The 12,226-nt window shown below is 58.6% G+C and carries 11 protein-coding genes and 1 pseudogene; 6 read left to right on the top strand and 6 right to left on the bottom strand.

What is annotated here, in order from left to right; all coding sequences use genetic code 11:
* On the bottom strand, positions 1–994 hold a 994-nt coding region (locus tag D0550_RS12055), incomplete at its 3' end, for a serine hydrolase domain-containing protein (protein WP_422664258.1).
* Between the two features lie 236 nt (positions 995–1,230).
* Between D0550_RS12055 and msrA the strand changes: the two genes are divergently transcribed.
* From msrA to D0550_RS36820, 3 genes and pseudogenes are all read left to right on the top strand, one after another.
* Entirely contained in the window at positions 1,231–1,866 is a 636-nt protein-coding gene (msrA, locus tag D0550_RS12050; RefSeq protein ID WP_206606222.1) for a peptide-methionine (S)-S-oxide reductase MsrA, read from the top strand.
* A gap of 197 nt (positions 1,867–2,063) precedes the next feature.
* Entirely contained in the window at positions 2,064–2,810 is a 747-nt protein-coding gene (locus D0550_RS12045) for a hypothetical protein (RefSeq protein WP_153067132.1), read from the top strand.
* A gap of 113 nt (positions 2,811–2,923) precedes the next feature.
* Positions 2,924–3,010, top strand: a pseudogene (locus D0550_RS36820) (peptide-methionine (S)-S-oxide reductase MsrA); the annotation flags it as partial.
* A gap of 449 nt (positions 3,011–3,459) precedes the next feature.
* On the opposite strand, the gene D0550_RS12035 reads toward D0550_RS36820, so the two are convergent.
* The 3 genes from D0550_RS12035 to D0550_RS12025 all read right to left on the bottom strand — a co-directional run bounded on the left by D0550_RS12035 (position 3,460) and on the right by D0550_RS12025 (position 6,820).
* The gene (locus tag D0550_RS12035) at positions 3,460–4,590 is read right to left on the bottom strand and encodes a hypothetical protein (protein ID WP_116809431.1); all 1,131 of its coding nucleotides are present in this window, start codon (positions 4,588–4,590) and stop codon (positions 3,460–3,462) included.
* Entirely contained in the window at positions 4,590–5,576 is a 987-nt protein-coding gene (locus tag D0550_RS12030; protein ID WP_116809430.1) for a hypothetical protein, read from the bottom strand. Before D0550_RS12030 ends, D0550_RS12035 begins: the two co-directional genes overlap by 1 nt.
* 686 nt (positions 5,577–6,262) lie before the next feature.
* Complete coding sequence (locus D0550_RS12025; protein ID WP_116809429.1) at positions 6,263–6,820, bottom strand: ankyrin repeat domain-containing protein; 558 nt, start codon at positions 6,818–6,820, stop codon at positions 6,263–6,265.
* A gap of 98 nt (positions 6,821–6,918) precedes the next feature.
* On the opposite strand from D0550_RS12025, the gene D0550_RS12020 reads away from it, so the two are divergent.
* From D0550_RS12020 to D0550_RS12010, 3 genes are all read left to right on the top strand, one after another.
* Positions 6,919–7,737, top strand: a complete 819-nt coding sequence (locus D0550_RS12020; RefSeq protein WP_153067131.1) for a GIY-YIG nuclease family protein — start codon at positions 6,919–6,921, stop codon at positions 7,735–7,737.
* A 282-nt stretch (positions 7,738–8,019) separates the two neighbouring features.
* On the top strand, positions 8,020–9,405 hold the full coding sequence (locus D0550_RS12015; RefSeq protein ID WP_116809427.1) for a Kelch repeat-containing protein: 1,386 nt from the start codon (positions 8,020–8,022) through the stop codon (positions 9,403–9,405).
* 187 nt (positions 9,406–9,592) lie between these two features.
* On the top strand, positions 9,593–10,318 hold the full coding sequence (locus tag D0550_RS12010) for a class I SAM-dependent methyltransferase (RefSeq protein WP_116809426.1): 726 nt from the start codon (positions 9,593–9,595) through the stop codon (positions 10,316–10,318).
* Between the two features lie 75 nt (positions 10,319–10,393).
* On the opposite strand, the gene D0550_RS12005 is transcribed toward D0550_RS12010, so the two are convergent.
* Both D0550_RS12005 and D0550_RS12000 read right to left on the bottom strand, forming a co-directional pair.
* On the bottom strand, positions 10,394–11,080 hold the full coding sequence (locus D0550_RS12005; protein ID WP_116809445.1) for a class I SAM-dependent methyltransferase: 687 nt from the start codon (positions 11,078–11,080) through the stop codon (positions 10,394–10,396).
* A gap of 186 nt (positions 11,081–11,266) precedes the next feature.
* Positions 11,267–11,977: a DUF4240 domain-containing protein gene (locus D0550_RS12000; RefSeq protein WP_161965784.1), complete on the bottom strand. Its 711-nt coding sequence runs from the start codon at positions 11,975–11,977 to the stop codon at positions 11,267–11,269.
* Between the last annotated feature and the right edge of the window lie 249 nt (positions 11,978–12,226).

Here is a 12,226-nt window from a genome sequence, read left to right as displayed (position 1 = left end):
GGCTCGGAGATGTGTATAAGAGACAGGTGTTTGATAGACCTCCCCACGATGAATGCACACGCCCAGGCCGAGCCCCCAGCTCGAGTGTGTGCCGAANAGAAAAGAAAACTCTGCGCCTTCGCGTTTGCTGCGGCGTGAGCTGATCCGAAGTCATCATCTCGACGTTGGCGCGCGAGAGGATCTGCTTGGGACCAAGCCGACCTTTGTTGAGCATCATGCGTAAGAAGGCAAAGTAGTCGTCGACGGTCGAGACCAGCCCGCCGGCGCCGGACTCGAATGGTGGCGGCAGCGCCCACGAACTGTCGCGTCCCGCAGGATCGTAGACCTCCAGCTTGTTTGTAGCGTGATTAAATGAGTAGCTGGTCGGCATGCGATAGAACTGGCTCGCGGGCACGTTGAACGCCGTGTCTTTCATGCCGAGCGGCTCGAAGATGCGCTCGCGCAGGAACGTGCCCAACGATTTTCCAGTGACGCGTTCGATCAATATGCCGAGCACGTCGCCGCTGTGGTTGTACAGCCATTTCTCGCCCGGCTGGGCCATTAATGGCAACGAGCCCAGGTGCTGAATCCACTCAGCCGTTGTTGGTGCTTTCGATGGGGACGGCGGACCGTCGCCACCGAGCCGATACTCGCGAATGTATTTCTGAATCGGATACGTGTCCGGCATGGCCATGACACTGCCGAAACCCATCCGATACGTCAGCAGATCGCGAACCGTGATCGATCGATGGGCGGGCACGGTGTCATCCAATTCAGATGCGATCGACTTCAGCACGCGCCGGTTCGCCAGCTCCGGCAGCCACGGATCGATCGCATCGTCGAGGCGCAGCTGGCATTCTTCGATCAGGATCATGGCGGCTACCGCCACCACTGGCTTGGTAATCGATGCGACTCTGAAAATCGCGTCGCGCGTCATGGGTCCGTCGCCGCCCGCGTGCAGGTTGCCCAGCACTTCCACATGAACGTCGTCATGGCGGCCTACCAGCGCCACCATTCCTGCCATCTCGCCCCGCTGAATGTGCCCCGAAAGCACCTCATGCATGCGGTCGAGTTGCGGTTTTGAAAGGCCTTTGCGGGTCATCGGTCAGCCTCGACAGTGGGGTTCTAGAGATCAAGACGAACGAGCGCGGCTCGAGCCGACAACGGCTTGTTTTGGTCCCCCCGGGCCGCATCTATACCGCTCCCCAAAACCCATGCAACATAGCGCTATTCCGCTGCCCCGAGGTGCGTATGTACTCGTTCCGTAAAAAAGCCGTCCTGCCAGACGCCTCCGACATCCTGCCCGGCCGTGCCACTGCGCTGCACGTCCCCGAAAAGCACTTCGTGAATGGCAACCGCATTGTCCCGCCATTCCCGGCCGGCACGAAGCTGGCGCTGTTCGGCCTGGGCTGCTTCTGGGGCGCCGAGCGCAAGTTCTGGCAGCTCCCTGGTGTCTACAGCACCTCCGTCGGCTACGCCGCCGGCGTCACGCCGAACCCGACTTATGAAGAAGTCTGCTCCGGCTACACGGCCCACAATGAAGTCGTTCGCGTCGTCTACGACCCGAGCAAGCTCAGCTATGAAACATTGCTAAAGACGTTCTGGGAGTCACATGACCCGACCCAGGGCATGCGACAGGGGAATGACGTCGGCACGCAGTACCGTTCCGGAATTTATGTGTACGACGCCGAGCAGAAGGCGGCGGCCGAGAAGAGTCAGGCTGCGTATCAGGAGCGCTTGACGAAGGCGGGTCACGGGAAGATCACGACCGAGGTCCTGGAGGCGCCGGAGTTCTATTATGCGGAGGATTATCACCAGCAGTATCTGGCGAAGAATCCGAACGGATATTGCGGCATTGGAGGTTGCGGAGTCACGCTCGATATATAGTCAGTCAGCGGGATGGTTGAGTAGAGATCGACCGGGACCGAGATGGTGGATTCGATGAGTCGTCGACTGGAAGTCGACTGAGGTGTAAGGCATGGAGATTCGTGGACTGATGCGCTAGCTGCATCATTGAAGATGCAGTCTGATACTGCAGAGATGATTGAGGGCCTCCGGCGATGACGCAGAAAAGGTACTAACGCATGGATGAACATAGTGGAGCGCCTCGATTTCCGAAGCTTCTGGAAGAACGCCACAGGGAAACAATGGAGTTTCTCAGGGAGCATGCTGATCTTACGCAGGTGATTGATGCGTCGCTGCTGGTGGCGCACGCGTTGGCGTTTGGAGTTGTATCTGAGCACAAGTCGAAGAGTATGGTGACGACGTACGCCGCCTTGATGTGGCAGGTAGCTTGTGATTATCACAGGCAGTCTCTCACGCACATACTTGCCCGAGAGCTGGACTCCGCTTTTGCCCTCCTCAGAATGGCTATCGAATTGGCCAGAGACTTTTACGTGATCGGCAAGGATGAGCAGCTTCTAGAGTTGTGGATGAGCAGGGAGGAGAGCGTCGATATCGCGAGTAAGTACCGAAAGAAGTTCAAGTTTGATCTATCCAATCCTTCCGGGAAAATTTCTTTCGATCTCTACAAGCTTTGCTCTCGCTATGGTGTGCACGGACACATGACATCCCTTATGCACGCCAATCGAACCGGCAAAGCGGATTCCGACGTAGTACTCCTTGACACCGATGTTCGAGCCATCTTCGGCGGTTTACAAATCTGGCTTCGGGCTTACTTTCCGATTCATGCGCTCTTCTGCGATGCATTTCAGCTAAATGAGAATCCAGAATGGGAGCCTTATCGATTGTTCCTGGAACTCATTGCTTCCTTGGAACCAATTTTGGATGCGGTAGATAACGTTGTGGGAAGAAAGCCTGAGTTGGTGTAGTCACGTTTGCCCGATTGGATTCCATCGTGGAACCTCTCGGCGTCTACCGTTCCTCTACCGGTTTGGTGTTGGCAACGACGTAACTGATTGGGTTACGCATGCGAATTCATCCAGCGATCGACTCTCACCAGCAGTATCTGGCGAAGAATCCGAATGGGTATTGTGGGATTGGCGGATGCGGAGTCACGTTGGATATCTGATGTGACAACCACGGTGACGATGGTTGAGGCGATCAGTCGTCGGGATGGTGGGGACGATTGGTCGTCTACAGGAGTTCGACTGGGATGAACTCAGCGGTGCTCTGATTCGCGGCGCCGGAGATCTCTCCGCAAAAGACGGGCGATCGAAAGCCAGAGCCGCCCCCAGCTCGCGGTGCTCCTGCTCGGCACTGCGGTTGTGCTATCACTCTCTACAACTACAGTGTAATAGCAATGCTAGCGCTGGAGATGCCAAGTGCAAGCTATGCAAGCACCCGCGGGCGTCGGGCTAGTGTCCAGGGGCGGCCGTAGCAAGAGCCCGCATGCTCGTCCTCCCATCGGAGCTGCGAGAACGGCTGGGCCAGAGAAATGAGCTGGTTTCGGGGCAGTAGGTCCCAGCCCGGATCGGCTGGGACCAATGCTCCTTGTGTGCCTATGAGATCGAGCGATTGCTACGCGTTCGATACCTGCTGAACAGCGTACGGACCCCACATGCTGTCGTTGGCCGACCAGGCACGTACAGTGAATGCCGTTACTGCATCGTCCACATTGAAGGTGCCATTGCTGTTGACCGTGACATCCGCGATCGTGCCACCGACCACATTGCTGATCTCCAACTGATCGCCCACGGCGAGGTCGGGGATCGCAGTGATGCGCCCGTTCGCCTGAGAGTGCAGCGACGTCAAATTCACGAAGCTGCGACCCGTGGGCGGAGTGATGTTGACCGACACAGGCTCAGACGGCCCCGCCGCGTTGATGGCGCGAAGCGTCGCCGCGCCGTAACGCAAGTGAGGAGCATCGAACACCGTCGTGAACGATGCGCTCGAAGGCGCCGTCGCGGTGACGCTCTGGCTCACCGTGGTCGTGCCTTGAGTGATCTGAACCGTCGCGCCCGCGAGCAATGTACCGTTGATCACATTGCCCACCTGAGTGGAGCTCAGCGCATTGGTGTCATTCACATTGCTTATCACGGGCACCAGAGGCGGAACCTTGCGCACCGGCACTGCAATGATGCGGTTGTCACCAAACGATGCAGACGTGCTGAAGCCCAACTCGACGGACGCCGCGCCTGCTTCAAAAGCCACCGCCGTGCTGACGTAACCACCTTCAATGGCCTCTTCTTCCGTGGAGAGGGTTGAGCCATACGAGGCGGCAATGTCTTGCGACACCACCAGACCGAACGCGATGCACAGATCATCCACAGCCGACGCGACAGTCGCCCGAACCCAGGCCTCTTCCGCGTTCGTGTCATAAACCAGCGTGCCTTCCGGAGCGCTCTGATCCACACCTGAAAGCGTGATCACATGCGCGCTCCACATAGTCGAGCTGCTGAGATTGGCTGTTGCCGCCGTCGCGCCGGGCGTTGGATTGAGCGCGCGGTAAACGGCGATCTCCGGATAAGTGTCATCATCGATGCGCACCGGCGTCACACCGCCGAAGCTATTCACCGAGCTGATGGGCCTCGCGCCGTTTCTGAAAAAGAACAAATACGACACCAGGTCCGAGCCTGAGGGCACGGTGTGCGTCGTGCCGGCCACATTCGAATCTCCCGAATCGGAAGACGCTGCAATTTGAGTAACCATTAGAAAGACCTCCGACCAAGCCAGCCGCCGAAATCACGGGCGACCGTGATGTAGCCGCCAACGTCCATGTAGTGCGAACCGCCGGGCGCTTGATTCCAATAGCCACAGCCGAATTGCTGGATTTCTTGGATGTAGTGTCCGAGTGGCACGTTTGAATCCAGGTCCCACGGAATACCTTGCTCGTAGGTTTCGCCGTTCTCACGATACAGACGATACGCAATCAAGCCCCGCGGGTAGGCGGTCGTGGACTTGGAGATCAAACGCATTTCAAATGTCACAGCCTCGTTGCATTCGATGAGCGGTCGGCCGCCAAACGTTCCAGTGTCACCGGCGCTGGTGAAGTACCACTGCAAGTAGCTGGAGATATAAGTCGACAACGGTGGCATGGTCTCCGCGTACACCTCATCGCCATAGCCGGCGACGGTGCCCATTGCGGGGGCCATCGCCAATGTATTGGCGCGACCATACATTGCTGGATCGGCGTTACTGAGCGATTCTGTAAGGTAGAGCATGGGCCGAACATGGTTGTCGCCAGTCGGCACGCTCAATGCCACTGGCGCGTGCGCGATCAACAATTTTGGTCCAGTGCTATCCGTGAATGACGCGAGGTTATCGCTGCCGCGCCATTCCCAGCGCAGGTTGAGCTCTTGAATGGCGAGCGTCGCATTACGCCAAAGATCGGGAAGCTCGATGCCTCGGCCCAGATTGTCGACGATCGGCGGTGTCATGCGCGAGAACGCACCGCCTCCGAGCGGCCAGCCGGTTGCATTGTGTGTACTGGTGCCCGAGTCGGGTGCAGGCACCGACGCGAATACTTGATAGTCGTTCAGTGCCATGTCGATGGAATAAACGGGATGCGTCGATAGATCCAGATTTGCAAAGGATCCGACCTCTCCCACGTTGTTGCCGCCTCCCGGCAATCCTTCGGAGTATCTGCGGCCATTGCTGACCGGCAGATACCAATGTTTCGTAACGATGCTTTTCACCTTGAGAGTCCTCCGTGAAAAATTTCTGATGAGTGTGACGGTGCTTGATCCCGTCGAATTGAACAGTGACGCGTACTGTGTGGATGTACAGTATTGGGTCGGCGGCCGGAGATCAAGGCACGAAATGGCGTCTCAAAAATATAATCGGCAAGTCCGAAAAGTAGCCATTGAATGGCAGGATTTGCTGGGCTTACTGCGCGTGCCAACACGTCCGTGTCTGCGAAGTCGAAGGAGTGGCGGACTTAAGCTGAATCTTGATGAAGCAACGGCTCCAGGGCGGGCGATGCGGCCTGGTGTTCGGCGGCTCGCGCGGGCTGGCTCGTGCCGAAGTCGATCGGTGCGCCCGCCCTAAGTGCGCGTCGACGTCCACGGCAAGAAACCCGGCCGCTGTGAAGTTCGATTTGTTACGCCAGCCGCCGCCGTGCTGTGCCCAGAACGGATGACCGTTGCTGACTTCCTTGGCGAAATCTGCAAGCGGCAGATCTATGGTTGCGCCGCTTGTGAACCACGCCCACGAACAAAGGCGGTCCAGATAAGGGACGGCGTATCCATGTCGTTGCACGGCGTGGCGTATGGGGAGGATCGTGCGGGCTGAGATCGTTCGTTTCGCTGCCAATCCGACGGAGGTTTCTCGACTGACTCATACCGTGAGTGTCCACGGCGGAGATACTTCCGCCGTGGGTGCCTCAAAGCGCCAGCTCTTTCGGCTGTAACGCTTTCAGCAGTTCGTTGTCATTGGTCTGCTTTGCGTAATCGATCGCCGACACACCCTGGTACTTTAGTTTTGAGTAATCGACGCCCAGGCGTTGCATGAGGCGGATGGCGTCAAGGTTACCCTCCATCACCGGTAATAGCGCGGCAGGAATCTCAGCGTAACTCACCAATATTTCAGGGCGAGCACCCAGGCGAACCAGTCGTTCGGCTGCATCGAGCTTGTTGTTCTGAAGTGCATGGCCCAGCGCCGTCATCTTATCGTCGTCCAGATTGTCGATGCGCTCGCCGGCCTTGATCAGCTGCTCCGCCGCTACTGCGGTGTGCTCACTTCCCGCCAGGAGATAGAGTGTCATCGCGCCGGCGGGCAGGAAGATGCGTGCTTGATTCAGGGCGTCGGTGCTCGCTGTCCCGCTGCTCTTCGCCCATTGCACGTAGTTCGCCAATCCGAGAATCTCTCGGGAGGGCGCGTCGTCGCAGTTCAGATCCAACGCACGGCGTGCATGATCGATGGCGCCTTGCGCGTCCGACATGAGATTCCTGAAGTAACAGGGTGGCCATTTGGCTCCGCCTATCGGCTGATCCGTTCTCTAAGGAACCAGCGCTGAAGTCGTGGGCAGGGGAGGTGAAAATGCAAATGAAAGCATGGAGTCTGATCGCATCGCTTGATCCAACACTAGAGCCGAGAAGAGCGAAGGTCCATCTGGCGTCGCCAAACGAGCGGGGCGAGAACCCATTCTTTATCTACCGAGAGAGCTCCAAGCGGTTCCAGGAATGGCAGTCCTGGCAGAGCAGGCAGAACTTCGGTAGGGAATTCGTTGTATCGCTGATTCAAATGCCGCAACCACATCTGTGGCTGTTTGCAGGAGCGTACAACTCACGCGATTGTCGTGCAGATACTGGTGGATTCAGATATCAGCTGGATGAGAGGGTTGATTGCAGGCCACTCGATGGCCGGCTCGTCGTTCGCTTTGAACGGCCTGGTCGGCAGTCGTACCTGAAGGCGGACAATTGGGCCGATCACATGCTGATCGCCGAGCTGTTGGCGCAGCGCATGACTGTGCCAAATTTCCCGGGGTTCAAGGCGGTTCACATTTCGAAAGCCGAACTCGATCTGATCGTTCGAGAGCAGGATCAAGCGTGGAAAGCTGCGTTATCAAGCGTTGCCGCGGTCTATTTGATCACGGATGCCGACTCGGGGAAGTTCTACGTCGGTTCCGCGACCGGGGAAGGCGGGCTCTGGCAGCGCTGGAGCGACTATGCCAGGACAGGTCATGCAGAAAACGCAAAGCTAAAGGCCCTGCTAACCAGGAGAAACAACACTGCGGAGTTGTACTTCTCGGTTCTCGAAATCGACGACATGCGTACGAGCGTTCCGGATATAAGGCGCCGTGAATCCCACTGGAAGGATGTTTTGGTGACCCGAATGCACGGGCTGAATGCGAACTGATCGTCACTGGACCCGCTCGTAAAGCGGCTTTGGGCGCGTCGGCTCGATTCCCGGCATTTCTGAGAGAGCAGAGTGACGATCTGATTGCTGGGATACGCGGGGTTTTCCCAGCGAAGCCACTGTGGTTTGGTTTACTGGCGACGCGCTTGAGGTCGCGGATCGAGGCGAGCGGCCGAAAGAATGCGCTGGATTCTGTAAACAGAGTTCCGCTCTGAGCCACCGTGCCTGATAATAGCCAGCAACCTTACTGTAGACCCGCGCACGGCATGGCGAAGTAGAAGAATGCTCAGTTATATCCCGCGCTCTCGTAACATAGCCTCCATCCTCGTTTGTTCCGTGCTCGTCGCCTGTGGCGGCGGATCGAGTCCTGCCCCGGCACCTGCCAATCTCCCGCCGACGGCCAACGCCGGCGCCGACCGCGTCGTTGACAAGAACGCGACAGTGACATTGTCGGGAAGCGCCACCGACCCCGATGGCCGCATCGCGAGTGTTCGCTGGTCGCAACTCCGCGGTCCCAGCGTGATACTGAACGGCAGCGACAGCGCCTCGTCATATTTCCTGGCTCCGAGTGTCACGAGCGAAACCACGCTCGAGTTCATGATGACCGTGACTGACGATGACGGCGCGATCGCGTCCGACTCAATAGTAGTCTTGGTGCAGCCCGACGCCTGGGAAAGCGGCGTTCCGTTGCCGCATCCTCGTTGGGGCCTGGCTGCCTGCGCGGCCAATGCCAAGATCTACACGTTCGGCGGCGTCGATCACGCAACATTGACCGAAGAATTCGATATCGCCACCCAGACCTGGACCACGAAGGCGAGCATGCCGGTGCCACGGTACATCTCACACGCCTGCGCCACCGTGGGCGGCAAGATCTATGTCATGGGGGGCATTCCCGATGAATGGGGCCTCGCCATGGGAAATGTCGATGTCTATGACCCTGCAACCGACACGTGGTCTACACAGCCGGCAATGCCCACGCCTCGCTCCGACCTGGCAGCGGCGGTGGTGAACGGCAAGATCTATGCGATCGGGGGGCGCAACAGCACCTTGTCGAACACGATGAACACCGTCGAAGAGTTCGATCCAGCTACCGGTGCGTGGACCGCCAAGGCACCACTGCCAGTCGGTCGCCACACTCCGATGGCCGCGAACGTTGGCGGGTGGCTGTATGTCGTTGGTGGCTTCAGCGACGGATACAGTAGCGCGGCGTATTTATATGATCACTACACGGATAGCTGGCGTCAGCTTGCCTCCATGCAAGCAGGTCGAGTCAGTCACTCAGCCACGGAGTGGCACGGCAAGCTATATGTGTTCGGCGGCGAGACCGGGACGCCGGCCAACTTCGCCGTCACCAGCGCGGAGAGCTACGACCCCGTGACCGATCGCTGGACCCGCAAGACCGACATGCCCAATGCACGAGAGCGGCACGGCCACCATCGTCGGCGACTCGATTTATCTGTTGGGTGGGCGGACCTCCACCGCGTTCATACTGCCGGCACTGGAATCTGTCGACATCTACAATCCTCGGCAGGATCCCTAGCCCGCTTGCGGCGACTACGAAATTCGACTGCCCTTCAAACGCCTCGCAAAGGCTCGACGAGCAGTTCGATCCGAACAGCGCGCCTGTCAAAACGCGAGTGGGTCAGCCAGGGCGGTGAGCGTTCGTGACTCGACCGCTTGACCCTCAGTGGTCCGTCGTCCTGCCGAGTTGGTCTGCTCTTTCGCGTCAAAGAGCATGCGTCATATCATTGCTGATCCTCAACGGCGCGGTCGCAAGTACAATCTCGCCGTGAGCGCGATCGGCAGCGGTCGGTTCGCCAACAAATGCATCGCAGATTGCAGGAGCTATGTCTGAATGAGTGCGCTGTCGAAGTGGATCGAGTCCGTTGTCCTGCGTGCCGTCGGTCCGGAAAAATTCGGCCGCCTGGAATACCAGCTCAAACCTCGGCGGCGGGCGAGTTGGGGCGGCCCAATGAACGGACAAGCCGGACGACTGCGCATCTGCCGCGATATAGTGACCACGCTTTCTCCCACTGCGATCGTTGAGACTGGTACCTTTCGCGGTACCACCACGGAGTTCTTCGCGCAGTTCCCAGTACCGATCTATTCGGTCGAGGCCGTGCCGCGCTTTCACTTCTTCGCCGCCTACCGGTTTCGCGAATTGCGCGATCGGGTGCATCTCACATTGGGCGACAGCCGCTCCTTCCTGAATAGTCTCGCAGCAGATCCGACGGTGCCGAAGAACAACGTGTTTTTCTATCTCGACGCCCATTGGAACGCCGATCTGCCCCTCGCACAGGAGATCACGACCATCTTCGCGAACTGGCGGCAGGCGGTGATCATGATTGACGATTTCGCGGTGCCGGGTGATTCCTATGCGTACGACGATTACGGCCCGGGAGCGGCGCTCAACGCCGAGTATCTGGATCGTCTGGGCCGCACCGACATGCATCGTTTTTATCCATCGCTGCATGCTGCCGAGGAGACCGGCGCAAAACGCGGCTGCGTCGTGTTGTGCAACGATGCGCACGTACAGGAGCGCTTGACGGCACTTTCATCCCTGCGACCAGCGCTGCGCTAACAGGGTTCGAATCGTTGAGAGGTCGGCTCGAACTTGGCGACATACGCTGGCGGGTCGGCCCCGGAACCGCGCGGGCTAGTCCTCTCTTCCCGTCTTCGAGTGCGTCGGGCGCTCCCTGGGCTGCTTCTCGATCACCAGCACACTATCGTAGAAGTGCAAAGAGTGCGTGGACCTCGAGAAGTCCGAGAGTGACAGTTCCGGCTCCCGAAACGGTGGTCGCCATTGTCGGGCCGGTTTGCGGGCGTGCCATGCGTTCAGCTGATCGATGAGATTCTTGCTGTACTCGATGAAGGTGCCGGGCTTGCGGTAACCGCCGCCATATTCCTTCCAGTACGACGTATGCAGGTCCTCGCAGAGAAAGAAACCATCCGGCGCCACGTGTGGAAACAGCTCTTCGAACGTGACGATCTGCTGCTGCATCGTGTGCCCGCCGTCGTCGATCAGTATGTCGATGGTGGGGATGCGCTGCTTGACCGAGCGTAGGAACTGGCGATCCTCCTGATTCCCGATCAGTATCTCGATCTGCGGCTCGGCGAACGTCTGGCACTTCGGATCGATGTCGATACCGTAGATATGAGCCTTGGGGCCAAAATAGTGCTTCCACATCTGCAAGGAGCCGCCCTTGTAAACACCGATCTCCACGACGTTCACCGGCTGGCCGCGGTATCGGGAAAAATGCCGATCGTAGATCTCGAAGTAGTGCTGCCACTTGTCGATGAGTCGGCCCGGATTGTTGAGGAAGTAGTGCTCGAGGTCGTTCATGGTGCCGAGGTCGTAGGCGGGCAATGTCAGGGCTTCGGGGTCGGATCGATGTTCACCAAGCAAAGGTCGCGCGCGAGACTGCTGAGATAGCTTATCCCGTTTTTGCGACCATCGGAAAGTACAGTAAATATATGGAGCTCGTGCTGGCCGACTGGCTCCGATCGCCCTTGCGCGGATATCGACCGACTACTGCCGCCGGGATTTGCGTTTGCGCGGTGCCCACGCACGAATATTCGAGAAGCTTTCGTACGAGCATCCGGTTTCGTAGTCGAAGTCGCTACCCGTCTTGCGCTCGTAGGCATCGCTCGCGATCCGGAGGAGAGATTCGAATTCGACGTCTTTCGGGAAGCGCTTTGGCTCCTTCCGCGCTTCATCGTAGAAGTGCCTGCCATTTGCGACGCATCCGCATCTCGCATATAGAAATCCATCGGCGGAAGGATCTGCCGACGCGCGCTTCGTCAGACGACGCGCGTGATCTTTCGTGTCGAGTCGAAACAGGTTGTATGCGAGGCGCTCCTCGAAACCTTTGATCTCGCGCACGGATGCCTTGGCCAACGATCGCACGACGGGCTCGATCACCTTCTCGTCTCTCCCCGTGTGACGCCAGTCGAGCGCATCGATCAGCGACCAGAATCGGGCCTCGCGCATCATGTATTTCGGCTTCTGTGAGAGCAGCCGCTTGCGCTGCAGCCTTTCCTCTGTCTCTTCACGTTTGCGCGCCTCATCCTCGAGCTTCTTGCGCTCGTGGATCCATCGCCACTCTCTCAATGCCTCGCCGCCGACGCTCCAGTGCCACAAGCCGAATGTATCGCATTGCTTCTTGCGCTCCGCTGCGCGCGGAGGAATGTTCCCGAGGAGTTTGAACTGGCTCGGTGGCTTGCCCGGAATCCATTCCATCGCAGGCTCGCCGGTGAAAGCGAAGCGATGCCGCCGGACGGGCTCTCGCAGGCGCGGATCATCGATCGTTGGCGGTTTTGATCCAGATAGGTCGAGCAGTATACGAGGTGGTACGTCGCCTTCGAGCTGACGTATCCGTGCATCAGCTTGATGATGCGAATGGCGCCGAAATGCCCGCCGGGCAATCGTACGGTAAACACGTCTCCCGCAACGGCCATGCAGCTCTCCCATGCTCGCCGATCGTCCATG

The sequence above is a fragment of the Steroidobacter cummioxidans genome (genome assembly GCF_003104955.1).
This window is presented reverse-complemented; position numbering and strand designations above follow the sequence as displayed.